Below are 25,410 nucleotides of genomic sequence, written 5' to 3' on the forward strand. Positions count from 1 at the left end.
TCGCATAATACAACTAATAGTATTGCATTTCGAATAATGTCATTCCGCATATATAGATGGTAAGATAGAGGGGGAGTAAAGTTAACTATAGAGAGGAATTGTGGAATTGGTTACGCTATTTATTATTATAGTTGGTTTTATGACAGCCTTTATAGGAAGCATTGCAGGTATTGGCGGTGGTACGATCCTTATACCGAGCCTTTTATTTTTAAACCATTTTTTCGATTCCTTTTCCTGGGTAACACCTCAAAAAATGGTTGGAATATCCTTGGCTGTTATGGTGTTTACAGGATTATCTTCCACGATTTCTTATGGAAAAAGCAAACGCATAGACTACAAAAGTGGGTTACTCTTTCTAATTGGCAGCATCCCAGGCGGCGTTCTTGGCTCCTGGCTAAACCAATTTATCAATGCAAAGTCATTTAACCTCTATTTCGGAGCAGTAATGATTCTGGTTTCCTCTATTTTATTTATCAAGGTAAAGAGAGACACCTCTGTTCCTGCAAAAGGTAGTATAATGAGACAAGCACGTTCTGTGGAATTAGATGGGACGACGTATCATTACTCTATACCTGTTCTATGGGCCGTTTTACTCTCTTTTGGGGTAGGCATTTTATCGGGGTTATTTGGAATAGGTGGAGGGTCGCTTATGGTTCCAGCTATGATGCTGTTATTCGGTTTTCCTCCACACATAGCTACGGCGACGTCCATGTTTATGATATTGTTTGTAAGTATAATAAGCTCTGCCACGCACATCGCTCTTGGGCATATAAATTGGTATTATACTATGCTGTTTATACCTGGGGCATTTATTGGAGGCAGAGTTGGAGCGAAAGTGAACCAGAAAATGAAAAGTGAGACAGTTGTCTGGATTTTAAGGATTCTTCTTATCTTAATTGGTGTACGATTGATTTGGGAAGGGTTATCGTAAGGAGTCGATTGTATGGATGAAAAAATATTTCTATACTATACTAACGATTTACATAGCCATTTTGAAAATTGGCCTAAAATAGTTGGACATTGGAAAAAAAGAAGAAAGCATCACCAGGAGCGTGGGGAAACCATGTTCCTTATTGATATTGGTGATCATGTGGATCGATTTCATCCTATTGCCGAAGCGTTACATGGGAAAGCAAACGTTCAATTATTAAATAATGCTCAGTATGATGTTGCAACCATTGGCAATAATGAGGGAATTACTCTAACCCATGAAGATTTATATTCGTTGTACGAAGAGGCGGATTTCGATTTAGTAGTAGCTAATTTAAATAATCAAAATGGACCAAATCCTAAATGGTTGAGGTCGTATTCTATTCAAACCACAAATCAAGGCACAAGAGTAGGAATGATAGGGTTAACTGCACCATTTCAGGCCTTTTATGGACTTCTAGGCTGGGACATATCCTCCCCATTTGATGAGCTAGACCGTCTCTTAGAGGATCTTCAAGGGAAGACAGATATTATTGTTCTGCTATCTCATTTAGGCATTAATGATGATCAGGAGATAGCCAGGAGGTACCCCGGGATTGATGTCATTATCGGGGGGCATACTCATCATTTGTTTAGGGATGGAGAATGGGTCGAGAACACCCTTCTAACGGCAGCAGGGAAGCACGGAGTATATATTGGAGAGGTTATATTAGACTGGGATGTAACTGCAGAACAATTAAATAAGAAACAAGCATATGCTTATGAGATAACAGATAAAGCAGAAGATGAGGAAACAACCAAGCAGTTAGAGCAATACTTAGAAGAGGCCAATTCCATACTGAATCAGCCAGTTACCCATCTTACTGCCCCTCTACCGGTTCATTGGTTTCAAGAAACTATTATAATGAAAGAGCTAGTAGAGACATTAAGAACTTGGACAGAAGCGGATTGTGCCATGCTAAATGCAGGGGTATTGCTGGAAGGTTTCCATCAAGGAGCAGTTACTAGAGGGGATATTCATAGCATTTGCCCTCATCCAATGAATCCGTGTAAGGTATCTTTAAAAGGAGATGAATTGCTTGAAGTAATTCGTCAGGCGCACACTAAGCGATTTATGGAACTTAAGCTAAAAGGGTTTGGCTTTAGAGGAGAGATACTCGGCCGGATGGTCTATGCTGGGTTAGAGGTATCCGTAGCTCGTGATGATGAAGGAAATGAATTCGTTCGAAAAGTACTTCTTCAGGGAGAGCCTGTTGATTTTGATAAAACCTATTATGTAGCAACAGCAGACACCTTTACGTTCGGAAAGATTTTACCTGAGATTGCGAACAGTCGAGATAAAACCTATTATATGCCAGAGCTCCTTAGGGACCTGCTAGCAGACACGTTAATGAGAATTTCGTAACTATCAAAGGACACTAGACTATCATCAGTCTAGTGTTTTTTTATTGATTCCTCTATGCTTAAATAAGCGTGGTTACTGTTCATTCTCTAGACATGTAGTGAAGGTATTTTTATGTAAAGAGGGGTATCTCCCTGTTATATGGAACAATCTAGAACAGAGCTTTTGCATAACTTAAGCTTCTTCCAATACACCATGAACTTGTCTCTTACATACTGTGTAGGGGAAAGGAGTGGTAGTAATGATGCAAATGGAACCAATTTTTATTGATGGTCATCCTTTTACTGCTATTTCGGTGCAAATCCCTAAAACAAATCTGTTAGTTGTCATGAACGAGAACGGCTATATTATGTGCGGTGCACTAGACGTGGATTTATTAAATGAAAAGCTGGCAGACAGAGATATAATAGCAGGGCGAGCTGTAGGAGTTAGGAGTATTCAGGATCTCCTCCATGCTCCTCTGGAAAAGGTGACAATAGGATCGAAAAAATGGGGATGGCAAGAAGGAATGGTTGGGAAAGATGCACTGTTAAAACTCGTTGAAAAAGCTTGAGCAGTTTAATGTTATTCGTTATATGAAGGCATAGTGGAGAAAGAGCCTGATTGCAGAAAAAGCAATAGGTTCTTTTTCTGTTTTCCCTATCGTTTAGAAAAACATGTAATGAATTTAAGTGACTTTAATTAATGTACGCATTTACGCTTAGAGGATTATTATCAATAATCACTCTATAATTATGCTTTTTAAAAAAGGATTTACAATGAAGAAGGGACTCATTTAGTGCTAATGTAATTAGACATTTCATACATTTACATGAATTGTGTGCAAAGATGGAAACCTGCAGAAACGAAATAAAAAGATAGGACAAATTAAATAATTAAGGCAACCCCTCTCTTTCTTTAGCATACGTTTTAGGAGAGGGGGGTTTTTTATGAGGAAGTATAAAGGAAGTCATAAACCAATGGCACCACCTCCGCCAGGTCAAATCGTGTTTATTACGTTTCTTTTTTTTATTGTTAGTACGTTTGGAAGTCTATGGTTTATTAACCGTAGTATTGAACCAAAAATAATGGAAATAGCACAATTTAAAACAGAACAGCTGGCTAGAAAAGCGATTATTGAGGCAGTAAATAAAAAGGTTGCAGAAGATTTAGACCCAAGGGAAATGGTTAATATTGATAAAGATTCGGAAGGAAACCCAGTCTTTGTGACTTGGAATCCAGTAACCATAAATAAAGTACAAAGGGATACATATTTTCGAGTGCAGCAGTATTTAGAAAGACTCGAAAATGGAGAGCCTGTAGATAGTAGTCTGGACATTGATATTAATGAAGAAGAGAAATCCACACAAGAGGAAGTAAAGGAGAAGCCTACCCTTACTACAATACCGTTAGGGCAGGCCACCAACAATGCATTACTTGCAAACCTAGGTCCTGAAATTCCTGTTCACTTTCAAACAATTGGAGATGTAGAAACCAATGTCATTAAAAAATTCCATGAATGGGGAATTAATAACCTTGCATTTGAAGTGAATGTACAAGTAGAAGTAAGGCTAAGAATTGTTTTACCTTTTTCCACTGAAACTACCCATGTGAAAACGGACATACTAGTTGCGAAGAATTCTATTCAAGGTAAGGTCCCATATTTTAATGGGGGATCGGGGAGCGGGGGAATAGATCCATCTATAGAAATTCCGTCAGGGCCCTTGTCTTCTCCTTAATTAATTGATACTATTATATACGTCTTAATACAATTGAATTTGCGTGACCTTATCATATCGATGAGGTAGAGGTGCGTATAGCAAAAGTAACCAATCGGAGGATGACAACGAAGAGGATTGGCGAAAGGGCTATATGCCGAAGTGTAATAAGGTGTCTTTCTTATTATGCTGGTATATTCCTGAACAGGGAAGATACTGTCATGCATGCCGAACGAATGGATTGCATGATGCGCTACTGATCGTAATGGAGGATAACACTTATATTTGCTATAGAAGATAAAAGCAGGTATGGATAGGTTATTGACTCTATCATGCCTGCTTTTTTTTATTCCTCTTTTTCCACACCTTACACGTCTCTCTGGATGTGTACTTCAGTAACTGCATCTTCATGTCCATCGTTCCTTTCCTTCTCATCATAAACATAACAAAGAAGGATAACACTAACCACAGGAGGGAACAAAGATGGAAGGAACGATTTACTCACTATTACCACCACTCATAATGCTTGTCCTTGTTCTAGCAACTAGGCAGGTATTAATATCCCTTGGAGCTGGTATTCTAGTCGGGGCATTTATGCTGAACGATTATGAGTTCTTAGCTTCTATTAATCAAATCTGGACTACCTTTTACACTATATTTTACTCTGATGGAGCAGTACAGTGGGGAAGCCTCTATTTGTTAAGCTTTCTATTGTTACTTGGCATCACCACTGCTTTCATGACTGCATCTGGTGGGAGCAGAGCCTTCGGAGAATGGGCTATAGGGCGTATCCGCACCCGTAAAGGTGCCCAAATGATGCCGGCTATACTTGGAATTATTATCTTCATTGATGACTACTTTAATAGCTTGGCCATTGGGCAAGTAGCACGACCACTTACAGATCGGTATAAAGTGTCTCGCGCCAAGCTCGCTTATTTAATTGACTCTACCTCTGCACCTATTACCGTTATATCCCCTATTTCCAGTTGGGGAGCTTTCATTATTGGTACACTAGGCAGTATTATTACAGCTCAGGGGCTTACAGAAATAGGAGAGCTAGAAGCATTTATAAAAATGATTCCATTGAATTTCTATGTGTTTGCCGCTATTTTCTTAGTGTTTTTAACCATACTAACGAAATTTGATATTGGTTCTATGAAAAGACATGAAATTCGTGCTGAGCAAACCGGGGAACTGTTAACAAAGGGCAAAGAGGTGCCTGGAGATTTGGATAGTGAATTTACAGACCATAACAATGGAAAAGTTCTTCAACTAATCGTTCCAATAGCTGTCCTTTTAGTTGCTACTGTATCTGCTATGGTTATTACCGGTATTCAAGGATCAGAAGGGGAAGTAACTATTTTGTCTATCTTTGCTTCCACCAATGTGAATAAATCATTATTCTTTGGCGGGCTATTTGCTGTGATTAGTGGACTTATATTATATCTGCCTCAGCCTTCCCCGAAATCCTCTTCCGGTAAGGTTATTTTCGAGGGGATGAAATCAATGCTTCCAGCCATCTATATTCTTTTACTTGCCTGGATGATTGGTTCCGTTATTGAAGCATTGGGTACAGGAACCTTCTTAGCTGAACAAGTGGAGGCAGCTAATATTCAAGCTTCTTACCTGCCTGTTCTAATCTTTCTTGTTGCCGGCATTATGGCATTTGCTACTGGTACTTCTTGGGGAACATTTGGTATTATGCTTCCTATTGCCGGGGAAATTGCCGTAAATACAGACGTCCAGATGTTCCTGCCAGCACTGGCTGCTGTTCTAGCAGGAAGTGTATTTGGAGATCATTGTTCTCCGATATCGGACACATCCATTCTTTCTTCTACTGGTGCTGGATCTAACCATATTGATCACGTAATGACCCAGCTGCCATATGCGTTTATAGGAGCGCTTGCTTCAGGGCTAGGGTACTTGTTATTTGCGCTTACGACTAGTACTATTCTTTCCTTGGCTGCAACGCTAGCTGTTGTACTAGTAATTGTGTTAATGGGGAGACCAAAATCGAGAATAACATCATAAGGGAAGGACCAACACAGACTGGTGTGTTGGTCTTTTTTTACACTTCTTGAAATTACTGAAAAATCTAAAAATTTATTTACATTTAGAAGGCCTTGTGGGTATAATACAAGCAACCGAACAAATATTCAGAAAAAAAGAAAAATTAGTACATTCTCTCATGATACGAGCATACGTTTATAGCATGGGAGAGAAGTGAAAGGGGAGGTTCACATGGAAAATCGCTCACAATGGGGAACACGGTTAGGGTTCTTGCTGGCTGCTATGGGCTCGGCGATTGGACTAGGAAACATTTGGAGGTTTCCTGCAACAGCTTATGAAAATGGCGGCGGTGCATTTTTTCTTCCGTATCTGTTTGCCCTGCTGACTGCGGGTATTCCTATTCTTATTATGGAATATACCATCGGTCACAAACTAAGAGGATCTGCTCCAAAGTCCTTTAATAAAATGAACAAAGGTTTTGAATGGATTGGCTGGTGGCAAGTCGCCATTTCCTTTGTCATTTCTACGTATTATGCTGTGATTATCGCCTGGGCGTTGATGTTTGCCTGGTACGCAATTGGCTTAGATTGGGGAAGCGATACACAGGGATTCTTTTTATCCGATTTCCTGAACATGGCTGATCCAGGTGTCTTTGGAGATATGGTGCCTAAGATATTAATACCGCTTCTTCTAGTATGGGTTATTGTCCTTGGTGTTCTATCTCGAGGTGTAAAGAAAGGTATAGAGATTGCCAATAAAGTTTTCATTCCGACGCTTGTGGTATTATTCTTAATTATTGTTATTCGCGCGATTACATTGGAAGGTGCCGTTAACGGTTTGGATACGTTCTTTAAACCAGATTGGAGTAGAATAGCAGATGGAAGTGTATGGATTGCGGCCTATGGACAAATATTTTTCAGTTTATCCATCGCATTTGCTATTATGATTACCTATTCTTCCTATCTTCCGAAGAAATCAGATATAACCAATAATGCATTTATAACGGGATTTGCGAACTCTTCCTTTGAATTATTAGCTGGTATTGGAGTCTTCGCTGCACTTGGATTTATGGCAAGTCAGGTTAGTACCCCAGTTACTGAAATTGTCGACGGGGGAATCATTTTAGCCTTCGTGGTATTCCCTGAAATTATTAACCAGATGCCTTTAGCTCCATTTTTTGGATTTTTATTCTTTGCTTCCTTAGTACTTGCTGGATTGTCATCACTCATTTCTATTTCAGAAACATATGTAGCCTCTGTTTCTGAAAAGTTCAATATTTCTAGGACTGCCGCTGTTGTGTTTGGAGGGGGACTTGCTGCACTGATATCCCTCGCATATGCAACACAAGGAGGTCTGGTGCTCCTTGATACAGTAGACCACTTTATTATGAGTTATGGTGTGGCGCTCGCTGGTTTATTTGAAGTAGTAGCAATTGCCTGGTTCTTCAAAGGGCTTAAGGATCTTCAAAATCATGCCAACGAAGTGTCTGATATCAAGCTTGGACTGTGGTGGAGAGTCTGTCTAGGTGTTATTACACCAGCTGTCCTTGGATATATGATGATTCAAAACTTAAGTACAGAGCTTACAAATAGCTATGAGGGATATCCGTTAGACTTCCTATTTACGTATGGATGGCTCGTAGCAATTGGAGCAATGGTTGTAGGGGCATTATTTACTGTTAAGGAGTGGCCATTAGAAGCAACAGGCTCCAGTAATGATCAATCAAAAGAAGATCAGGAGGTGGCGCAATAATGACAGGGAGCGCTATAGTAATGATGGTTGTCGGTATGCTCATCATTTGGGGAGGCTTAATTGCAAGCATTACAACCGCCATCAAAAAAGCAAAAGCAAATTAAATGGAAACATCCTGGTAGGCTTCTACCAGGATGTTTTTTTACTTTTTATTTTTCAGCTTATGAGTTTCTCTTTCCCAAGATTTCAAGGACGGATAGGGGTCAAAGGAAAATTCACTATACCCATTATCCTTATACATCCCATAGTGCAGATGAGGAGGGAATTTACCGGAGGTACCCGGAGGTCCATACCCTGTCGCGCCTACATACCCTATGACATCCCCAGGTTTGACGACTTGACCTACCTTTACTCCTTTTTCAAATCCATTTAAATGTGCGAAGTAGTGGTATATGTTATGAATGTCCCTCACCCCGATGCGCCAGCCTCCATATCGGTTCCAGCCCTTCATTTCCACCACACCATAGGAGGTAGAACGGACAGGAACGCCATAATTAGCAAAAATGTCTGTCCCTTCATGAATTCGTCTGCCGCCAAACCCTCTAGGGTCCCCCCACGTATTCCGATAGCTGTAATTGTGAAATAATGGAACAGGGAATATATGGTCCTTTAACTCAATGGTATTGTATGCTTTATATACTTTGGCTGTATTCATAATGGATTGAACGGTCAAATCGCGTTCATACAATTTCCATAAAGCAATCTTTACATCCTGCTCCGTGCTTCCATATTCACTAATCCAGTTAGCTACCGTGTACAGTATATCAGCATCGTTAGAACGGTCGGCGACTCCATCCCCGTTTCCGTCCTTTCCAATTCCATTAAAGAGGGTAGCTTCTTCCTTGGAAACGACATTGGTTTGATTTGGATTGCCTGCTCCCTTCCAAATCTCTGGTGGAATGGTAATGGAAATTAAGTCTTTAGAAGCAGGCTCTTTTTGAATGTTTCGTTCATACTGATCGACAGCAGCTAAATAATACCAAGGAACATGAGTGAGTGCCTCCATATTGTGATAGAGCACCATGCGTTCTTCGTATGGATTGCCCTCTTCTTTCGCATTAACATGGAATGGAATAAGTATAAGTGCAGCAACTGCTAGTAACGCTTTCATAAACAATTCCATTCACCTCCATTTCATAGTCCTACCTATATTGTGCGACATGAGGAAGAAATCATAATTGGTAAATATATTTAGCAGAGCACAAAAAAATCCCTGAGACATTAAATGTACCCAGGGATTAGGCTCTTATTTATCTTTATTCATTTCATAGGATTTCTCTTGCATATCACTCATTTGTTTTTGTTTAAGATCACGCTTATCTTTTTTAGACATGGTTTCATCATTGTACATTGCTTCTCCCTGTGGAGATTTGCGCATTTGTTCAATGGTCTTTTCAAGGGATTTACGGTAATTGTTATCATCGGTAGTTAAATTACTTAAGGAAGCTAAATCCTTGTGAGCGCCTTCTTCATCTGTTACATATACTTCATAGTAACGAGGAAGAACAGACATTGCTGTTTTCTTTGCAACGGTTGCTGCTTCATTTCGATTTACTTCTCCATTTGGGGTATAAGCTATTAAAGCTTCTGCGTCAGTAATTAACGTTGCAGCATCTTTAATACCTTGACCTTGCAGCATCATGCGAGTAATTAAATCGGATACATTCTCCCGATTAATGACAGCATACCGAATTTCATCTTCACTTTTTGCTACCTGATCTTCATTGTAGCGGGAATAGCCAAAACGATCTGCAGCTGCATTATTATTGTTATCATTCTTCACTGAAGTATAGTTGGCATTGTCATAGGAATTAGGGTCATTTTCACCTGTATTAATTTTGTTCATTCCCATGCCATAGCGTTCATTTTCAGTACCATTGTTCATGTTCTTGCCATTATTATAGCCCCATGAGTTATATTGATCAGCATCATCTACATCCATTGCCGATTCATTATTATTGATCCCACAGCCGCTAATAAATAAAGAGGCTGAACAAGCTGCAGCTACCATCCAGGATTTATAGTTCAATGGAAAAACCTCCTATGAAATTTGTATAGACCTCTCCCTGTTCTTTAGCTTTAGTCAATATAAAAACTTCATGCTAGAAAATGTTGTACAGATCTGAAAGATGAAAGTAAAAAAATCCAAAATATGATACACTGTATATAGCTAAGAGGTGATGAAGATGGTTGAAATTCAAGGGAAAACATATAACATTCTCCACGATGAAAAAGAAGGTTTTCAACAGGAATCCGTGGAACAACGGTTTAGTGATATATTAAGCAAATATGATTTTATTGTTGGGGATTGGGGTTATGGACAACTTCGTCTTCGCGGTTTTTTTGATGATCAAAATCCAAAGGCTACCTTTGATACCAAAATAAGTACATTAGAGGATTATCTTTTGGAGTATTGTAATTTTGGCTGTGCGTATTTCGTTATGAAAAAAGTAGACCAATAACAAAGGGTTTCATGAAGAAAACCCTTTGTTTTTCTGTATGCTGTCTTATAAATGGTGATATGTGGGTTGGTTTTTTGAATGTCACGATTTATGGTCCTATTTTTGCCATTTCAAAAAGCTCCTTATCCTTTAAGAGGAAAGGGAGCTTTTTTCTATGATGGAATACGCTTTAGACTTTCTCGACAGCTTTATTGATTCTGTGTTTCTTGAGAAGGTTTTACATCTTCATCTGGATGGTCGTGAGTTGGATGAGATGCTGGATCCTGTCGTGGTAAGTCTTCGTGCAATGATTTATTCTCATAGTTAAAGGCACTATAATAGCGTTGACCTTCACGCCACGGTGTGCTTTTATTCTCAACGGGTTTATCTTTATTCCGAGGAGCTCCATAAGGCCCTTCCGGAAGCTGTTCTGGTGTAACATAATTTCGCATTGCTTCCACATTTGCAAAATCAGAATAGCGTTTATCTTTGGCCATGAAAAAAACCTCCTTTCCGTTAGTGTGAACGGATGGAGGTTTTTTTATGTTGCAAGGAGGGGAATCAAATAATTTCTCTTAGAAATTCCCTAAGTTCTTCTGCTTCTACTTCTGTCAGGTTGTAGGCGTGCTCTAAGTATCCTTCTTCCTCTACATCATCTTGTCCAAGGATTGCGTAATGGCTGCCTTGAAGGTCGATGACAATCTTCTTCCCATAATACCTATCCGAAGTCATCACAGCTAAATCGTAACGATGAGAAGAGCCACTAAAGCTGACAAATCTAGTTTTTGTATCCTCTGTGTCATCATATAGAAAAAAACGCTCATCTGCCAATTTAAATATCCCCCTTTACTTATTTGTTAAATAAGTGAGATTTGTTCTCCAGGTGATGATTTGCTTTAATAAAACGAACCGTTCCTGTTTTAGCTCGCATAACGATGGAATCTGTCTCAGCCAAGCCGCCGCCTAAGAATTTAACTCCACGTAACAATTCGCCTTCTGTAACTCCAGTAGCTGCGAATATAGCATCGTCGCCTTTTACAAGGTCATTATGAGTGAGGAGCTGACTCGGGTTTGTCAAGCCCATTTCACGGCAGCGCTCTGCTTCATCTTCGTCTTGAGGCACTAGTCTTGCTTGCATATCTCCACCGAGGCATTTAACCCCAGCAGCTGCGATAACACCCTCTGGAGCACCGCCAGTACCAATGAATAAATCAATACCTGTATGAGGTAGGCAGGTAGCAATAGATGCCTCTACATCACCATCGCCAAACAATTTAACTCTGGCACCTTTGGCACGAATGCGGTCAATTAATTCCTGGTGTCTTGGACGTTCCTGAACTATGACTGTTACATCATGCACGCGCTTATCATTAGCCTTTGCAATAATATCAATCGTTCTCTCAATAGGGTCTTCTAGATTTATTTTACCTCTTGCGTATTTACCTACTGCAATTTTTTCCATATACATGTCAGGTGCATGCAAGAGTGAACCTCTATCTGCAGCTGCGATTACGGTCATTGCGTTATTATGTCCCTTAGCAACTATATTGGTACCCTCTAAAGGATCGACAGCAATGTCTACGGCAGGACCTTCTCCTGTCCCAAGCTTCTCTCCTATATATAGCATAGGGGCTTCATCAAGCTCGCCCTCCCCAATGACTACTGTTCCTTCCATAGCAATAGAGTCAAACATGGAACGCATGGCAGTCGTTGCTGCATCATCCGCCTCGTTCTTCTTTCCTCTTCCCATCCAATGGGCTGAGCTCACTGCTGCTGCTTCTGTGGCACGTACTAATTCTAGAGCTAATTCACGATCCATATAGTTTCCTCCGCTTCTCTAAATTCCATGTATAACTATAGCAAAAAAATCACAAAAACTTAAATGGTTAATATAAATTTGTGTAGCAAGAGAGTATGATATCATATTTTTAGGTATTATTTTATGTGTAATAGAAAGGGAGCGGATAAGATTGTATTTTGTGGAACGATCCAAAATAGAAAAAATTTTACAATATATGGACCGGCTATTAGCCCATTATCAAGAAGAGAATTTTGATTCGCCTATAAAGCAATTGGCACTGGAGAGACTTGCTCACATGTCCATTGAGTCTATTGTCGACGTTGGAAACATGATGATAGATGGGTTTATCATGAGAGACCCTGGCAGTTATGATGATATTATCGATATCCTAATAGATGAACAAGTGCTGCCACATCAAGATGAAAAAGCGTATAAGGAAATCATTGGCTTGCGAAAATTATTGGTCAGGGAGTATTTTGATATCGATGACACTCATCTTACATCTACTATAGATGCACATTTAATTACTTTAAAGCAATTTAGCACACATATCCGCCATTATTTAGACAATGAACTAGGACCCGTATCCGCATTCACCAACGAATAGTTATCCCATTATGAAGGAGAAACATGATATGAAGCAATATAAAGGATATCTCATCGACTTAGATGGAACAATGTATAAAGGGTCAGAACCCATAGATGCTGCTTCTGCATTTGTGCAAGCCCTAAAGGAGAGCCAAATCCCTCATTTATTTGTGACAAACAATTCCTCCAGAAAACCAGAACAGATTGCTGACAAGCTGCAAACATTTCATATTCCAGCTGAAAAAGAGCAGATCTTTACAACCAGTATGGCAACGGCAAGCTATATATCTGACCAAACGTCGCAGGCACGGGTTTTTGCTATAGGAGAAGAGGGGCTTCATTCTGCATTAGAACAAGAAGGTCACCTCCTCACGGAAGAATATTGTGATTATGTGGTAATAGGAATTGATCGTGACATAACCTATGAGAAGTTAGCAACGGCATGCTTACAAGTTCGAAATGGAGCTGCTTTCTTATCAACTAATAGTGATGTAGCCATACCGACCGAGAGAGGAATGCTGCCAGGTAACGGGTCACTTACTTCTGTAATTACTATTTCAACCGGAGTACAACCTATATTTATCGGCAAGCCTGAACCAATCATAATGGAGCAGGCAATGGAACAAATTGGTCTCACCAAGGATGAAGTGTTAATGGTGGGGGACAATTATCATACTGATATAATGGCAGGAATTAAGGCAGGATTTGACACACTTCATGTTCAAACTGGTGTAACGCAAAAAGAGCATTTGTCCCATTTTGATGAACAACCAACCTATTCTATAAAGACTTTGGAAGAATGGACAAGCTTCTTATATAACATGAAGGGGGAATAGAGTAACGCTCTATTTTTCCTTTTCCATTCCCATTTTCCCAGATTATGCTTCAACACTATCATTACTCTTTCAACAGCCACTGTGAGCTTTTGAAAGAGTAATTTGTATGTCCTAGTGTTAATTTTATCATTACCCTTCGTTAATGGCTTCTAATATCCTCTTCTGTAGCTTACGTGTTTTTTTCTCATTGCTTAATGATTTCTTTACCTTTGCCCATCCAACGATATATCGCAGATTCTCATCTTTCTTAAATAATTCTTCATTCTGAGCATAAATACCCTCAAACCATTCTGTTTCTCTCAACAGTTCAATATTTCTATTAACCTTCTCATCTTTTGGATTATCACGGATAAACATAACCATAGACATACAAATATTCGAGAATATATCTAGAATCATGTAATCACCTCTCTTCATAGGGAATTGCTCTTGATTTTAATGTATTGGTAAAACTAAATATCCCTGTTAAAGCGCCCATATGTGGAAGACTTGAAGTCGAGATAAGGTTGGTTCCTTGCTGAAAGGCGAGTTGATTGATTAGAAATAGCTCCGCTTTCCTGTGGCCCCACACGACGTGGGGGCGTTCACCGTTGCTACAGGATGTAGCGCTTTTAGGTGAACTTCCTTATTTGCGGCTGAGCCTCCTCGGACAGCAAAGGACGCTTTCTGCGGGTGCTAGGCTCATCCATTTTTTAGACCATACCTTTTCCGTATTGGGAGAAACGGACCATATATCAGATAAGATGCTTCTATATTAATGTTTAGATGTCATTTACTCTTTATTCCGTTTCTTGCACTTTTCATCTTGAGCCTATTTGAGTGGTTCTCGAAGCTAGAGAAAGAAAGCTCCTTTTAGCGTTGATTGGGCTGGAATCACGGAGACTCCCTCGGAAAAACGAATGAGCAGAGACCCCGGAAGGCGGCGTTCTTTGCCGACTGAGGAGGCTCAGCCGTTCGTCCGTAGGAAAGCGGAGTGATTCCAGCCCAATCAACTGCTCTTTATATACTCCTTCCAAATTATCTCGAATCCGGGTCTTCCACTATCTCCCCATAATATGGAACAGCGTTAATGTAAAGAGTAATCGTTAAAACATTATGACGTATGGTCCTAAGATAAAGACCACTAAGGTGATATGAACTCCAATAAAATAAGTAGCCTTCAGTGCTGATCCCCATTCTTTACTAGTTAACTGCAGACATAAATACGATATAACTGCAAAGAAAAGGAGGAGGACATAGGAGCTCCCTGTAAAGGTGAAGATATCAGGAGCATATCGTTCAAAGGAAGGCAGGAAAAAGTGATTCTTCCACATGAACGAAGCAGCCATATATATCCCAATCGCTGCATATAATACCCATCGTTTATCCTCATCTGTAAATCGTTTAAAAAATAAAAACAGTATAGCAAAAAAGACAAGAGGCCAAACGAACCAATGGGTAACAAGAGATATGGTTAATACACCTCTAGAATACATACTCATTGCATTTCCCAGCGCTATGAGAGCGTCATCCTTTGTGTACCCTTTTGCTGCATCAATAACTTCTTTCTTGGAAGAAGAGACATACATAGTGCGGGGGTCTGTCATTTCGTTCCACACTATACTATTTTCATTGATATATACTGGATTGGATACAAGACGGTATGAATGACTTCTTCTGCCTACCTCTACTTCGTTATCTTTTTTACTTAGTTCATACACATTAAAAGAAGAAGTAGACGTATTGCTCCTTTTTGTATTCCCATAGCCCTTAAACAGTACATGAAATCCATCTTCTTTATAGATAGAATGTACATCTCTTATTTCTTCAAGCTGATCATGTGTAATTGGGTCTGGAAGTGTTATTTCCTCATATTTAAAGGAAGGGTTAGAGCGTTTGGTTTGGGAAAGGTAGTGTGATTCGCTGATTAGATTATTGAATTTCCTTTTTTCCGTTTGAACCAACACCGATATATTATCCTCATCGTACGCCATGCTGACCTCTGAAACTTCTTCCGTCCCTTCAAACTGCATGTCTTCATTGTGTACGTTAGAATAGGTGCTTTCATTAAGTTGGTATAAGGAGGTTTCTAATGTATTTCCCTCGCTACGATACGTAAAAATAAGAGAAGAAGGTTCTTTATACTTCTGGATCGGAAGTAATGTATGTCCTTTTGGTAAGGTAAATAGTTTTGTGGTCTCAAAATTGTCTGGGTCTAAGGAATAAATATCACCTTGATGTTGATACACTACGCCATTAGGAGTAGGGTGGAACTCCTCTGCATCTGTAATGACATCACCTTGACCACTTTTTATTTGTTTGTTGTCAAAGTAAAGGAGAGCATCTCCCTGATAGTAAAATGAACGCCACTTCTGAAAAGGGGAAGGAATGGAGTCTTGGCCAATAATATGTAGGTTCTTATCCAAAGTAGTAGTCACCAGCCTGCCATCCACTAGCTGTACGAGATGATGTTCATTATTATTCTGGTACTGATAAGGGGGCTGACTTGTAGCTGTTTCTCCAAGCGGAATCTTTCTGCTCCAATCCGCAGCGGGCCCTTTTGAAATAGCTTCTATTTGTTGAAAGAACACAAAACCAAAGGATAGCAATACGATACACAGGGGTACTATCCAAAACAGCCGTTTCTTAAAGAACTGTTTCATAATCTCCTCCTAACCATTAAAGAGTGTTAATATAAAAAATTTTCTTACATATTGATACGCTTTACTATCTTATAACGTTTCACTAATTAATGGAAGGGATTTAGATGGGATTTCCTTTCGTTCCTTGTAGAATTCTTAATGACATTCTGTTATAAGCTACTGTTGATGGAAAGTAAATCTATTTAATGGGGAGATAGTGGAAGATTGGAAGTTCAGTTAGAGAGTGGCCTATTACGTTTATTAGAGGAGATATGGCCAGAGAAACACTCGCTTTCAGGACAGTGTCTTTACCTTTAGTCATTTCAGAGTAGAGCTAGCTAAAAAAAAGATGCCTAAGGGAATACCCTTAAACATCCTCGTTTTCTACACTATGGGCTAATCTGCTGGAGGCAGCTGCTGCGATGGCACCAACAATATCGTCTAAAAATGTATGACAGCCATTTGACTTATCATTCAATTTTTGTAGAATACCTGGTTTCTGTTTATCAATATAGCCGTAATTAGTGAATCCAATGGAGCCATATACATTAACGATTGATAATGCAATAATTTCGTCTACCCCATATAATCCTTCATCTGAATCAATAGTTTGCTGAAGTGGAGCTTCCAGCATGCCTTTTTCGGCAAGAACATCTAATTGAATGCCTGTCACAATTGCGTTCTGAACTTCTCGTTTAGAGATAACTCGTTCTACGTTATGTCGACATTCATCTAAAGATAATTCATCATGATATTTTGATTGTAAGTAATAGACAAGATCAGCCATGTCATCGACTGTGACACCTCGTTCGGTTAACCATTCTCTTGCCTTTTTTTCTAGAGCGGACATTTTCTTTTCTGACATGTTTATCACCTATTCCTTCAAATTGACTATCTACTCTTAATATAACCTACACTTTATTTTATGAATCAAAACTTGTTCTGTGTTTCAAGGAACATAAAGTGCAATTGTTCTTCTTTTGTCTATTATACATAAAGATATTATTAAGGAGAAATTTAGAAGGCAGGTGCGGAAAATGAAAGAAGATATACAATCCCAGTACAATATTATGCTTGGAAGGGAATGGAAGTATTTTGGCTACCGAAGCTTTGATACTCAGGAAGGACCAGTTACTATAGTGCCTGGACACCACTTAACGGAAGAGGAAGCTTTAGAGCAGAGGTCATTGTGTGAGTTTCTGCATGCTAACCAATGGACTTACAGTACGTTTCCTCTCTTCACCAAAAATGGGGATATGAAGGCAACCATTAACGGACGAGACTATATGCTCGTTCGTACAGGAATGACATTGCCGAAAGATTCAGCACACGGTACATTGCTTGCTCAATACCACCATCTTGGCTCTCAATATCCGTATCAGCCCCAGCATATCTCCCGTTATGGACAATGGAAAGCATTATGGGAGGAAAAAATCGATGCTTGGACAAATGTATATAAGCGGGAATGGGGAGCACACCCAGCATCCTCCTTTCAAAGGCTATTTATTGAAACATATCCTTATTTAGAAGGAGTGATGGAGAACGCTATTCAATATTTACAAGAGAGTGAACAGGATTGGAGATACGGGGAGTATGATCAAGGTGCATTTACAGCCCAAAGGCTCCTACCAAAAAATCTCCAGCAAACGATATGGTCTCATACTATGGTATATGACCATCCAGCACGAGATATCGCAGAATGGATAAGAGCTACGCTTTTTGAAAAGCAGGAGAACGGATTTCAAGAGGTGCGGACTTTCATGGAAGGATACGAACAGCAGCGTCCTCTTTCTGCTTTTGGATGGCGTCTAGTGTATGCTAGATTAATCTTACCCGTTCATTTACTCGACCAGCTGGATTATTGCTTCCACCAGGATCAAGTACCAAATAATCGTGCGGAGTACATGCTAAAACAGGAGCTAACCAATCAGGTCGTCTATTATCGTTTATTGCAGCGGTTCTTCGATGAGGTTCAATTAGATGCTAAGAGATTGCATATCCCTGTGCTGGATTGGTAGCCTTCCGTTTAGATATATTACTCCTAGCTATGCTATTCTATAGAGAGAGCTAGCATATTGGAGGGAACATTATGTCTAAACCTTATGTATTTATTACTCGCACCTTACCAGAAACCATTGTCGAGCCCTTTCGTTCTTCACTGGATATCCATATGTGGCCCAAAACGGAAGAACCGGTAGAACGCTCTACCTTATTAGCTGAAGCAAATAAGGCTAATGCTATTATAACCATGCTTAGCGACCATATAGACGAGGAAGTGTTGGAAAACGCTCCCCGTTTACAGGCGATAGCAAATTTAGCTGTAGGCTATGACAACATTGATATCAATCTAGCACATGAGCACGGGATTACCGTAACAAATACTCCAGATGTTTTGACTGAAACGACTGCGGATTTAACATTTGGCTTGCTTATGGCAACAGCAAGGAGGCTGTTGGAAGCAAGTGATTATGTGAGAGAAGATAAATGGAGTAACTGGGCACCGCTCCTATTAGCAGGACAAGATGTTCACCATAAAACTATTGGGATTGTTGGTATGGGCAGAATAGGAAAAGCGGTAGCTCATCGAGCCCAAGGCTTCCATATGAATATCCTCTATCATAACCGCAGTCACGATGAAGAAGCAGAACAACAATTAGGCGCAACCTACGCTTCATTTGATGAGTTACTAGAGCATTCTGACTTTGTGGTCTGCCTGGCACCACTGACAGAGCAGACAAAGCATATGTTTCATAAAGCATCCTTCCAACGTATGAAATCATCGGCCATTTTTGTTAATGCTTCCAGAGGAGCAAATGTTGTGGAGGAAGACTTGTATGAAGCACTAGTGAAGGGACAAATAGCTGGGGCAGGCTTGGATGTGTTCGAAGAGGAACCAATCCATAACGACCACCCGCTCCTTTCCCTATCCCAAGTAGTTGCCCTGCCACACATCGGTTCAGCGACCATTGAAACAAGGCAGGATATGATGAAGCTATGCTTGGAAAATATCCAGCTTGTACTAGATAACAAACAACCGAAAACGAAAGTTACCATATGATATTGGATTTAAGCTGTCGAGAACATCGACAGCTTTTTTTTCTTAACATGGATGAAAAGAGGCATAGCATAGCGAAAAAAATTACACCCCATCCCATTGTGTAATATCACTCCTCCTAGTAGAGATAAAAAATAATCTCTTCATTGTATCCACCCCTATTGTAAAAATATAATAAATTTTCTAATTACTATTGTTTTCTTGAGACAGGAATTATATAATGTCCCTTATAAATAAACATATGTACATTTGAGAAATACACAGGAGGGGACACAATGCAAGAAGCAATTAATGTAGGGTTATGCGGACTTGGTACAGTAGGTTCAGGTGTAGTGAAAATTTTAGAAAACCATAAGAGAGATATTGTACATCAAGTTGGGTGTCCCATTGAAGTAAAGAAGATATTAGTGAATGATGTGAACAAGAAACGAGATGAAGCGGTAGATTCCGCGCTGTTAACTTCAAATGTAGAGGAGCTTGTTGAGGATCCTGAGATCGATGTCATAGTGGAGGTTATGGGAGGCATCGATGGTACGTATAAAGTATTAGAGAAGGCGCTGCAGAATAAAAAACATATCGTCACTGCCAATAAGGATATGATGGCGGTTTATGGTGCGCCTTTATTGCAATTAGCTAACGAAAACCAGTGTGATGTTCGATATGAAGCGAGTGTAGCAGGTGGAATTCCGATTATCCGTTCGTTAACGGATGGTTTGGCATCAGACCGAATTAACAAAATTATGGGGATAGTGAATGGCACAACGAACTATATTCTAACGAAAATGATGGATGAGGGGCGGACGTTTGAGGATGTCTTAGAAGAAGCTCAGCGACTAGGGTACGCTGAGGCTGATCCGTCCTCTGATATTGATGGTATTGATGCAGCTAGGAAGGTAAGCTTGCTATCCACACTTGCTTTTTCCATGCCAGTAGATTTAAGTGATGTGGACGTGAGAGGGATAAGAGGGATGTCCTATGATGACCTGGCCTATGCAGAGCAGCTTGGTTATACCATTAAGCTTCTAGGCATAGCTGCAAGAGGAGAAGACAAGATTGAGATGAGTGTACAGCCTACACTTGTTCCACATAGCCACCCGCTTGCTTCTATAAAAGACGAATATAATGCAGTTTACGTGTATGGAGATGCAGTTGGAGAAACGATGTTTTATGGGCCGGGAGCTGGTCAGCTGCCAACAGCTACTGCTGTAGTTTCCGACTTAATGGATGTGGTGAAGAATATTCGCCTTGGTGTAACAGGTCGTTCCTCCGTTAATCCTCAATATCAGAAAAATCTAAAGGAATTGGATGAAGTATTTTCTAAATTCTTTTTCCGTTTAGAAGCGGAAGATGAGGCAGGAACCTTTCTAGCTATCACCTCAGAATTTGCTGCACACGATGTAAGTCTGGATAAGATCATTCAGATGCCAAAAGGGAATGATAAAACTGCTGAAATTGTCCTTGTGACCCACCAGGCAAGCCGGGCGCAAATTGATGACATTTTAAAGAAGCTGGAAAGTCTGAGCGTTATTAGAGGCATCCATAGCTACTATAGAGTAGAAGGAGAGGAAGAACAGTAATGGCATACGAAGGGTTACTCTCTCAATACAAACAATATTTACCTGTAACAAGTCAAACTCCTCTCTTTTCGTTACGAGAAGGGAATACACCACTCATTCCGTTAGAAAAGGTTTCTCAAGAGCTCGGAATCGATGCTTATGCCAAAGTGGAGGGAGCAAATCCGACAGGGTCCTTTAAAGATAGAGGTATGGTGATGGCTATGGCTAAAGCGGTAGAAGAAGGGGCGAAAGCCGTTATTTGTGCCTCTACAGGAAATACTTCTGCTTCTGCTGCAGCCTATGCTGCACGAGCTGGCATAAGGTGTGTCATTGTCATTCCAGAAGGGAAAATTGCCCAGGGAAAGCTTGCTCAAGCCGTAATGTATGGTGCGGAGGTGTATTCTATTGAGGGGAATTTCGATGAGGCATTGGAAATCGTAAAAGAGTTAGGAGCCTCTGATGATTTTACGCTTGTTAATTCTATTAACCCATATCGAATTGAAGGACAGAAAACGGGTGCCTTTGAAGTATGTGATGTGCTTGGCCATGCTCCTGATCATTTATGCATTCCTGTTGGAAACGCGGGAAATATTACAGCTTATTGGAAAGGGTTTAAAGAGTATCATGAGCATCACCAAACAGGCCTTCCTACTATGAGAGGGTTTGAAGCTAGCGGATCTGCTGCCATTGTTCGGAATCAAGTCATTGAGCAGCCCGAAACGTTAGCAACGGCTATTCGAATTGGAAATCCAGCCAGCTGGGACAAGGCAGTGGAAGCTGCTGAGGAATCATCCGGGCAAATTGATGAAGTGAGTGATGAGCAAATTGTAGAAGCGTATCAGTGGCTTGCCAGGTCAGAGGGGATTTTTGCTGAGCCGGCATCGTGTGCTTCTTTAGCTGGGCTATGGAAGTCAGTACAGCTTGGGGAGATAGCCAAAGGGGAGTCTGTTGTATGTGTGTTTACAGGGAATGGATTAAAAGACCCTCAAACAGCTATTGATACGAGTACCCTTCAGCCTGTGGTGCTTCCAAATGATCGCGAAGAAGTTATAGCAGCCATTAGAGGGCGTGTTCCTTCATGACTCACGAATTAACATTTAGAATACCGGGCAGCACCTCCAACCTAGGTCCAGGTTTTGACTCTATTGGTGTAGCGATAAATCTGTATTTAGAACTGACCATTGTACCTTCAGATAAGATGGAGTTTATTGCAGGAACACCTGATTTACAAACGATTATCGATCAGTCAGATAATTTAATTCGAAAGACGGCAGAGGAAGTAGGAGCACGGTACAATCGAGGAGAGCTTCCTTCCTATGTAGTAAAAGTGTCCAATGACATACCACTTGCTAGAGGACTAGGAAGCAGTGCTGCAGCTATCGTTAGTGGTATTGAATTGGCTAATCATGCTTACGATTTGCAGCTGTCAGAATGGGAGAAAGTGCAGCTTGCTACTGATATGGAAGGGCATCCAGATAATGTTGTGCCTTCCATTGTGGGAGGATGTGTCGTTGCCCATTATGACGGAAAAGAGGTATCCTACCAACGGTTGTCGATCGAACCATGTCGATTCATCGCTATGATTCCGGAGCAGGAATTAAAAACGAGCGAGGCAAGAAGTGTGTTGCCAAGGGAAATGAGTTATTCCAATGCTGTAGCTGCTAGTTCTGTAGCAAATGTACTAGTTGCAGCAATTGCTACAGGGAATTGGGCATTAGCAGGAAGAATGATGGAAAAGGATCGCTTTCATCAATCCTATCGCAAGCCATTAGTTCCCCATTTCGAATCATTACAACAATGGCTAGAGTCAAATGGAGCATTTGGGACGTTTTTAAGTGGCGCAGGGCCTACCATACTTTCCCTTGTAGATGCTTCTACATCTATGCAGATTTTGCAGCGGGTACAGTCAGCGTATCCAGCTTTCTCCTGTAAAGTGTTACAGGAAGACCAGCAAGGGTTAGAAATAATGACAGTAGAAAATTCCAATGAGATGAAATCCTAGCATAAAGGGTGTTTCCGTGGAGCAACTGCGGGAACCACCCTTTTTGTATGTGGTTTACTGTAATTCCCATTTGCGAAATTGTCGAAATAATGTTGAAGCTTATGGTATTGACCTTATATAATTAATGTTATCGTTACTCATTTACAACGTTAAAGTATAGTAGATTTGGAGGTTTAAAGATGTCCTTAACCAAAAAGATATTAATTGGTATGGTATTGGGTATTATAGTCGGTTTAGGCTTAAATGCCATCGGAGGAAGTGTGCAGGATGTATTACAGCAATATGTCTTATTTCCACTTGGGCAAATTTTCGTCAAGCTCATAAAAATGCTAGTAGTACCAATAGTAGTAGTTTCTCTCGTGCTTGGAACGGCGGGGATAAGCGATCCTAAGAAGCTTGGGAGACTTGGATTTAAAACGATTGCCTTCTTTCTTGTTACTACAGCAGTTGCGCTGACATTAGCCCTTTCTCTCGGAGCTATTTTCCAACCAGGTGCTGGCGGTACTCCTATTGAAGCTGGTGAATTTAATGCAGAGGAAGCACCTTCTGTTGTGGATACGCTATTAAATATTATTCCTACTAATCCAATTGATGCAATGGCTCAGGGAGAAATGCTGCAAGTAATTGCCTTCTCCATTATAATTGGCTTTGGGTTGTCTCAAATTGGGGAAAAAGGAAATCGAATTTATACTCTGTTTGAGCAGGCTAATGAACTACTTATGTATCTTGTGCATATAGTTATGAAGTTTGCACCTTATGGCGCTTTCGCATTAATTGGGGAGGCTATTGCCAGTCAGGGGGGAGATGCCCTCTTGAAAATGTTCAAGTATATGCTTGTCGTCTTAGTCGCATTGCTCGTTCATTTACTTGTAACGTATGGCTCTGCACTATCTCTTCTAGGCAAGATTAACCCGTTTGAGTTCTTTAAGAAGTTCTCTCCAGCCATGATTGTAGCATTTAGTACTTCAAGCAGCTCAGGGACATTGCCAGTCTCTATGCGCACCTTGCAGGACAAATTAAATGTTCCAAAAAGTGTGAGCGGATTTGTCCAACCTCTGGGTGCGACAATAAACATGGATGGAACAGCGATAATGCAAGGAGTAGCTACTATGTTTATTGCCCAAATGTACGGGATAAACCTTGGAATTGGGGAATTGTTAACAGTAGTGTTAACAGCAACTCTTGCTAGTATTGGTACAGCAGGTGCTCCAGGTGTAGGACTCATTATGCTGTCCATGGTGCTTACGGCTGTAGGGCTGCCAGTAGAGGCAATCTCACTAGTGCTTGCTGTCGATCGCTTGTTAGACATGTGCCGAACTTCTGTCAATGTGACAGGTGATGCAGCAGCAGCCTATATTATAGCCCGTTCTGAAAAAGGAAGAGATGAGTATGCTACTGTTTCCTCAGAAGATGGAGCTACCACTTCCTCTTAACATCGAAACTCATTAGAAAACTCCTGGTCATGGACCAGGAGTTTATTTTAAACGGTTTAGTTTGAAAACAAGCTCCGTATTTCTAATGGAGCTTGTTCCTTCTATGTGTTCTAAAATATATTAAAATACTTGTTCTACTTCGCGAATGCCAGGAACTTCTTCTACAAGAGCACGTTCAATTCCTGCTTTCAGCGTTATGGTAGAACTTGGGCAGCTACCGCACGCACCCATTAGACGAAGACGCACAATACCTTCTTCCACATCTACAAGCTCAACGTCACCGCCGTCTCGTAGTAAAAATGGACGAAGTTTATTTAAAACTTCCTGTACTTGTTCAGTCATTATCCATCTTCTCCTTTCCTTATCTTTATTATAAAAGGTAAAGCTGTAAAAATCTATTGTATCGTGTTATTTGACGCGACAAAAAATGATATTTCTTCTATTTACTCTTTACTGAGAACCATTTTCATTTTATCTTTTTTTGTACATTTTGTAAAATAGAATGAAGGGATAAATAACAACAAGGGGGAAATACGATGGGGAAAGCGATTGTAACGGTGTATGGGGCAGAGCAAAAATGTGCAAGTTGTGTTAACCTGCCAAGTGCAAGAGAAACTTATGATTGGCTGGAAGCTGCCATTAGCAGGAAATTTGAAAGTACTGAAGTTCAATTCGTTTATATCGATATCGACCATCCGCATACGGAGGAAGAGCATCGGTACTATATCCAAAGAATTGTCGATGAGGAGTACTTTTATCCGCTAGTTGTAGTGAATGGAGAAGTTGTTGGGGAGGGGAATCCCAGGTTAAAATCCATTTATGCAGCATTACAGGACACAGGTTTGGAACCGGTGTCATAATTCGAGCACCCATCTTTTCTTTTTCCAAGGTACTATGATAATATGTATGATTGAGTAGGGGATTCAATCACTTTAGGACTGTTGAGGTGAAATTATTGAATCCGATTATTGAGTTTTGTATGAATAATTTAGCAAGCGGGTCCCAAAGAGCTCTAGAGGAGCTGGATAAGGATCCGGAACTTGATGTTATAGAATATGGTTGTTTAAGCCATTGTGGCTTGTGCGCGCAATCGTTATTTGCGCTTGTAAATGGGGATCGAGTTACCGCTGAAACCCCAGAAGAACTAGTTCAGAACGTATATCAGCATTTAGAAGAGAATCCCCTGTTCTAAAACGCGATGGAAATACCATCGCGTTTTTTTGTGGGAAGTGTTATCTTATTATTATAAGTTTTCAAAACGTTAAAATATTTACAGCGTACTAGTA

27 protein-coding genes and 1 riboswitch are annotated in these 25,410 nt (G+C 40.3%); of the genes, 18 read left to right on the forward strand and 9 right to left on the reverse strand.

Annotation, left to right across the window (positions count from 1 at the left end):
• Nucleotides 1–100: 100 nt before the first annotated feature.
• The 7 genes from ACFFGV_RS09775 (at nt 101) to ACFFGV_RS09805 (ending at nt 7,895) form a co-directional block, all read left to right on the forward strand.
• Nucleotides 101–931, forward strand: a complete 831-nt coding sequence (locus tag ACFFGV_RS09775; protein WP_377347190.1) for a sulfite exporter TauE/SafE family protein — start codon at nt 101–103, stop codon at nt 929–931.
• Between the two features lie 12 nt (nt 932–943).
• Entirely contained in the window at nt 944–2,335 is a 1,392-nt protein-coding gene (locus tag ACFFGV_RS09780) for a bifunctional metallophosphatase/5'-nucleotidase (protein WP_377347192.1), read from the forward strand.
• Nucleotides 2,336–2,573: 238 nt separating this feature from the next.
• The gene (locus tag ACFFGV_RS09785; RefSeq protein WP_377347194.1) at nt 2,574–2,885 is read left to right on the forward strand and encodes a YunC family protein; all 312 of its coding nucleotides are present in this window, start codon (nt 2,574–2,576) and stop codon (nt 2,883–2,885) included.
• A gap of 376 nt (nt 2,886–3,261) precedes the next feature.
• Nucleotides 3,262–4,050, forward strand: a complete 789-nt coding sequence (gene yunB / locus ACFFGV_RS09790; protein WP_377347196.1) for a sporulation protein YunB — start codon at nt 3,262–3,264, stop codon at nt 4,048–4,050.
• A 58-nt stretch (nt 4,051–4,108) separates the two neighbouring features.
• A riboswitch (Lysine riboswitch) is annotated at nt 4,109–4,293 on the forward strand.
• 219 nt (nt 4,294–4,512) lie between these two features.
• The gene (locus ACFFGV_RS09795; RefSeq protein ID WP_377347197.1) at nt 4,513–6,060 is read left to right on the forward strand and encodes a Na+/H+ antiporter NhaC family protein; all 1,548 of its coding nucleotides are present in this window, start codon (nt 4,513–4,515) and stop codon (nt 6,058–6,060) included.
• Nucleotides 6,061–6,270: 210 nt separating this feature from the next.
• Complete coding sequence (locus ACFFGV_RS09800) at nt 6,271–7,791, forward strand: sodium-dependent transporter (RefSeq protein ID WP_377347199.1); 1,521 nt, start codon at nt 6,271–6,273, stop codon at nt 7,789–7,791.
• Complete coding sequence (locus tag ACFFGV_RS09805) at nt 7,791–7,895, forward strand: methionine/alanine import family NSS transporter small subunit (protein ID WP_377347202.1); 105 nt, start codon at nt 7,791–7,793, stop codon at nt 7,893–7,895. The genes ACFFGV_RS09800 and ACFFGV_RS09805 overlap by 1 nt, the downstream gene beginning before the upstream one ends.
• A gap of 38 nt (nt 7,896–7,933) precedes the next feature.
• Here ACFFGV_RS09805 and ACFFGV_RS09810 read toward each other — a convergent pair whose 3' ends face one another.
• Nucleotides 7,934–8,902, reverse strand: a complete 969-nt coding sequence (locus tag ACFFGV_RS09810; RefSeq protein ID WP_377347438.1) for a M23 family metallopeptidase — start codon at nt 8,900–8,902, stop codon at nt 7,934–7,936.
• A 135-nt stretch (nt 8,903–9,037) separates the two neighbouring features.
• Complete coding sequence (locus tag ACFFGV_RS09815; protein ID WP_377347205.1) at nt 9,038–9,820, reverse strand: YhcN/YlaJ family sporulation lipoprotein; 783 nt, start codon at nt 9,818–9,820, stop codon at nt 9,038–9,040.
• Nucleotides 9,821–9,977: 157 nt separating this feature from the next.
• On the opposite strand from ACFFGV_RS09815, the gene ACFFGV_RS09820 reads away from it, so the two are divergent.
• Nucleotides 9,978–10,253: a YutD family protein gene (locus ACFFGV_RS09820; protein WP_377347207.1), complete on the forward strand. Its 276-nt coding sequence runs from the start codon at nt 9,978–9,980 to the stop codon at nt 10,251–10,253.
• 188 nt (nt 10,254–10,441) lie between these two features.
• Here ACFFGV_RS09820 and ACFFGV_RS09825 read toward each other — a convergent pair whose 3' ends face one another.
• The 3 genes from ACFFGV_RS09825 to glpX form a co-directional block, all read right to left on the reverse strand.
• Complete coding sequence (locus ACFFGV_RS09825; protein WP_377347210.1) at nt 10,442–10,729, reverse strand: cytosolic protein; 288 nt, start codon at nt 10,727–10,729, stop codon at nt 10,442–10,444.
• A gap of 64 nt (nt 10,730–10,793) precedes the next feature.
• Nucleotides 10,794–11,063, reverse strand: coding sequence for a DUF3055 domain-containing protein (locus tag ACFFGV_RS09830; protein WP_377347214.1), 270 nt, complete (start codon nt 11,061–11,063; stop codon nt 10,794–10,796).
• 19 nt (nt 11,064–11,082) lie between these two features.
• Entirely contained in the window at nt 11,083–12,051 is a 969-nt protein-coding gene (gene glpX, locus ACFFGV_RS09835; protein WP_377347217.1) for a class II fructose-bisphosphatase, read from the reverse strand.
• A gap of 151 nt (nt 12,052–12,202) precedes the next feature.
• Here glpX and hepT point away from each other — a divergent pair, with 151 nt between their 5' ends.
• Both hepT and nucF read left to right on the forward strand, forming a co-directional pair.
• Complete coding sequence (gene hepT, locus ACFFGV_RS09840; protein ID WP_377347220.1) at nt 12,203–12,640, forward strand: type VII toxin-antitoxin system HepT family RNase toxin; 438 nt, start codon at nt 12,203–12,205, stop codon at nt 12,638–12,640.
• A gap of 28 nt (nt 12,641–12,668) precedes the next feature.
• Nucleotides 12,669–13,457 carry a 5' nucleotidase NucF gene (gene nucF / locus ACFFGV_RS09845; protein WP_377347223.1) on the forward strand — a complete coding sequence of 263 codons (789 nt, stop codon included), beginning with the start codon at nt 12,669–12,671 and terminating at the stop codon, nt 13,455–13,457.
• Nucleotides 13,458–13,586: 129 nt separating this feature from the next.
• Here nucF and ACFFGV_RS09850 read toward each other — a convergent pair whose 3' ends face one another.
• From ACFFGV_RS09850 to ACFFGV_RS09860, 3 genes are all read right to left on the reverse strand, one after another.
• The gene (locus ACFFGV_RS09850) at nt 13,587–13,856 is read right to left on the reverse strand and encodes a hypothetical protein (RefSeq protein ID WP_377347226.1); all 270 of its coding nucleotides are present in this window, start codon (nt 13,854–13,856) and stop codon (nt 13,587–13,589) included.
• A gap of 686 nt (nt 13,857–14,542) precedes the next feature.
• Nucleotides 14,543–16,099 carry a hypothetical protein gene (locus ACFFGV_RS09855; RefSeq protein WP_377347229.1) on the reverse strand — a complete coding sequence of 519 codons (1,557 nt, stop codon included), beginning with the start codon at nt 16,097–16,099 and terminating at the stop codon, nt 14,543–14,545.
• Between the two features lie 346 nt (nt 16,100–16,445).
• Entirely contained in the window at nt 16,446–16,943 is a 498-nt protein-coding gene (locus tag ACFFGV_RS09860; RefSeq protein WP_377347231.1) for a phosphatidylglycerophosphatase A family protein, read from the reverse strand.
• 172 nt (nt 16,944–17,115) lie between these two features.
• Here ACFFGV_RS09860 and ACFFGV_RS09865 point away from each other — a divergent pair, with 172 nt between their 5' ends.
• The 6 genes from ACFFGV_RS09865 (at nt 17,116) to ACFFGV_RS09890 (ending at nt 24,124) form a co-directional block, all read left to right on the forward strand.
• Nucleotides 17,116–18,096, forward strand: coding sequence for a YutH/CotS family kinase-like spore coat protein (locus ACFFGV_RS09865; RefSeq protein ID WP_377347234.1), 981 nt, complete (start codon nt 17,116–17,118; stop codon nt 18,094–18,096).
• Between the two features lie 71 nt (nt 18,097–18,167).
• Nucleotides 18,168–19,136 (forward strand): 2-hydroxyacid dehydrogenase, encoded by a 969-nt coding sequence (locus ACFFGV_RS09870; protein ID WP_377347237.1) that lies wholly within the window; start codon nt 18,168–18,170, stop codon nt 19,134–19,136.
• Nucleotides 19,137–19,408: 272 nt separating this feature from the next.
• Nucleotides 19,409–20,710, forward strand: coding sequence for a homoserine dehydrogenase (locus ACFFGV_RS09875; RefSeq protein ID WP_377347239.1), 1,302 nt, complete (start codon nt 19,409–19,411; stop codon nt 20,708–20,710).
• A complete protein-coding gene (gene thrC, locus ACFFGV_RS09880) occupies nt 20,710–21,771 on the forward strand; it encodes a threonine synthase (RefSeq protein ID WP_377347242.1) in 1,062 nt (353 codons plus the stop codon). Before ACFFGV_RS09875 ends, thrC begins: the two co-directional genes overlap by 1 nt.
• Nucleotides 21,768–22,691: a homoserine kinase gene (thrB, locus tag ACFFGV_RS09885; protein WP_377347246.1), complete on the forward strand. Its 924-nt coding sequence runs from the start codon at nt 21,768–21,770 to the stop codon at nt 22,689–22,691. Before thrC ends, thrB begins: the two co-directional genes overlap by 4 nt.
• Before the next feature lie 179 nt (nt 22,692–22,870).
• Nucleotides 22,871–24,124 carry a dicarboxylate/amino acid:cation symporter gene (locus ACFFGV_RS09890; protein WP_377347249.1) on the forward strand — a complete coding sequence of 418 codons (1,254 nt, stop codon included), beginning with the start codon at nt 22,871–22,873 and terminating at the stop codon, nt 24,122–24,124.
• Between the two features lie 120 nt (nt 24,125–24,244).
• Here the strand turns inward: ACFFGV_RS09890 and ACFFGV_RS09895 are convergent, their stop codons facing one another.
• Nucleotides 24,245–24,466, reverse strand: coding sequence for a NifU family protein (locus ACFFGV_RS09895; RefSeq protein ID WP_377347253.1), 222 nt, complete (start codon nt 24,464–24,466; stop codon nt 24,245–24,247).
• A gap of 194 nt (nt 24,467–24,660) precedes the next feature.
• Between ACFFGV_RS09895 and ACFFGV_RS09900 the strand changes: the two genes are divergently transcribed.
• Nucleotides 24,661–24,984 carry a DUF1462 family protein gene (locus tag ACFFGV_RS09900; RefSeq protein ID WP_377347255.1) on the forward strand — a complete coding sequence of 108 codons (324 nt, stop codon included), beginning with the start codon at nt 24,661–24,663 and terminating at the stop codon, nt 24,982–24,984.
• A 95-nt stretch (nt 24,985–25,079) separates the two neighbouring features.
• Nucleotides 25,080–25,316, forward strand: coding sequence for a YuzB family protein (locus ACFFGV_RS09905; protein ID WP_377347441.1), 237 nt, complete (start codon nt 25,080–25,082; stop codon nt 25,314–25,316).
• Nucleotides 25,317–25,410: the final 94 nt, after the last annotated feature.

This window comes from Pontibacillus salicampi (assembly GCF_042434395.1).
Classification (GTDB): domain Bacteria; phylum Bacillota; class Bacilli; order Bacillales; family BH030062; genus Pontibacillus; species Pontibacillus salicampi.

What these genes read in the sequence shown, in the direction of transcription:
- ACFFGV_RS09780 (WP_377347192.1), top strand. Translation starts at nt 944, where the DNA reads ATGGATGAAAAAATATTTCTATACTATACTAACGATTTACATAGCCAT.
- ACFFGV_RS09785 (WP_377347194.1), top strand. Translation starts at nt 2,574, where the DNA reads ATGATGCAAATGGAACCAATTTTTATTGATGGTCATCCTTTTACTGCT.
- yunB (WP_377347196.1), top strand. Translation starts at nt 3,262, where the DNA reads ATGAGGAAGTATAAAGGAAGTCATAAACCAATGGCACCACCTCCGCCA.
- ACFFGV_RS09795 (WP_377347197.1), top strand. Translation starts at nt 4,513, where the DNA reads ATGGAAGGAACGATTTACTCACTATTACCACCACTCATAATGCTTGTC.
- ACFFGV_RS09800 (WP_377347199.1), top strand. Translation starts at nt 6,271, where the DNA reads ATGGAAAATCGCTCACAATGGGGAACACGGTTAGGGTTCTTGCTGGCT.
- ACFFGV_RS09805 (WP_377347202.1), top strand. Translation starts at nt 7,791, where the DNA reads ATGACAGGGAGCGCTATAGTAATGATGGTTGTCGGTATGCTCATCATT.
- ACFFGV_RS09810 (WP_377347438.1), bottom strand. Translation starts at nt 8,902, where the DNA reads ATGAAAGCGTTACTAGCAGTTGCTGCACTTATACTTATTCCATTCCAT.
- ACFFGV_RS09820 (WP_377347207.1), top strand. Translation starts at nt 9,978, where the DNA reads ATGGTTGAAATTCAAGGGAAAACATATAACATTCTCCACGATGAAAAA.
- ACFFGV_RS09825 (WP_377347210.1), bottom strand. Translation starts at nt 10,729, where the DNA reads ATGGCCAAAGATAAACGCTATTCTGATTTTGCAAATGTGGAAGCAATG.
- glpX (WP_377347217.1), bottom strand. Translation starts at nt 12,051, where the DNA reads ATGGATCGTGAATTAGCTCTAGAATTAGTACGTGCCACAGAAGCAGCA.
- nucF (WP_377347223.1), top strand. Translation starts at nt 12,669, where the DNA reads ATGAAGCAATATAAAGGATATCTCATCGACTTAGATGGAACAATGTAT.
- ACFFGV_RS09850 (WP_377347226.1), bottom strand. Translation starts at nt 13,856, where the DNA reads ATGATTCTAGATATATTCTCGAATATTTGTATGTCTATGGTTATGTTT.
- ACFFGV_RS09855 (WP_377347229.1), bottom strand. Translation starts at nt 16,099, where the DNA reads ATGAAACAGTTCTTTAAGAAACGGCTGTTTTGGATAGTACCCCTGTGT.
- ACFFGV_RS09860 (WP_377347231.1), bottom strand. Translation starts at nt 16,943, where the DNA reads ATGTCAGAAAAGAAAATGTCCGCTCTAGAAAAAAAGGCAAGAGAATGG.
- ACFFGV_RS09865 (WP_377347234.1), top strand. Translation starts at nt 17,116, where the DNA reads ATGAAAGAAGATATACAATCCCAGTACAATATTATGCTTGGAAGGGAA.
- ACFFGV_RS09870 (WP_377347237.1), top strand. Translation starts at nt 18,168, where the DNA reads ATGTCTAAACCTTATGTATTTATTACTCGCACCTTACCAGAAACCATT.
- ACFFGV_RS09875 (WP_377347239.1), top strand. Translation starts at nt 19,409, where the DNA reads ATGCAAGAAGCAATTAATGTAGGGTTATGCGGACTTGGTACAGTAGGT.
- thrC (WP_377347242.1), top strand. Translation starts at nt 20,710, where the DNA reads ATGGCATACGAAGGGTTACTCTCTCAATACAAACAATATTTACCTGTA.
- thrB (WP_377347246.1), top strand. Translation starts at nt 21,768, where the DNA reads ATGACTCACGAATTAACATTTAGAATACCGGGCAGCACCTCCAACCTA.
- ACFFGV_RS09890 (WP_377347249.1), top strand. Translation starts at nt 22,871, where the DNA reads ATGTCCTTAACCAAAAAGATATTAATTGGTATGGTATTGGGTATTATA.
- ACFFGV_RS09895 (WP_377347253.1), bottom strand. Translation starts at nt 24,466, where the DNA reads ATGACTGAACAAGTACAGGAAGTTTTAAATAAACTTCGTCCATTTTTA.
- ACFFGV_RS09900 (WP_377347255.1), top strand. Translation starts at nt 24,661, where the DNA reads ATGGGGAAAGCGATTGTAACGGTGTATGGGGCAGAGCAAAAATGTGCA.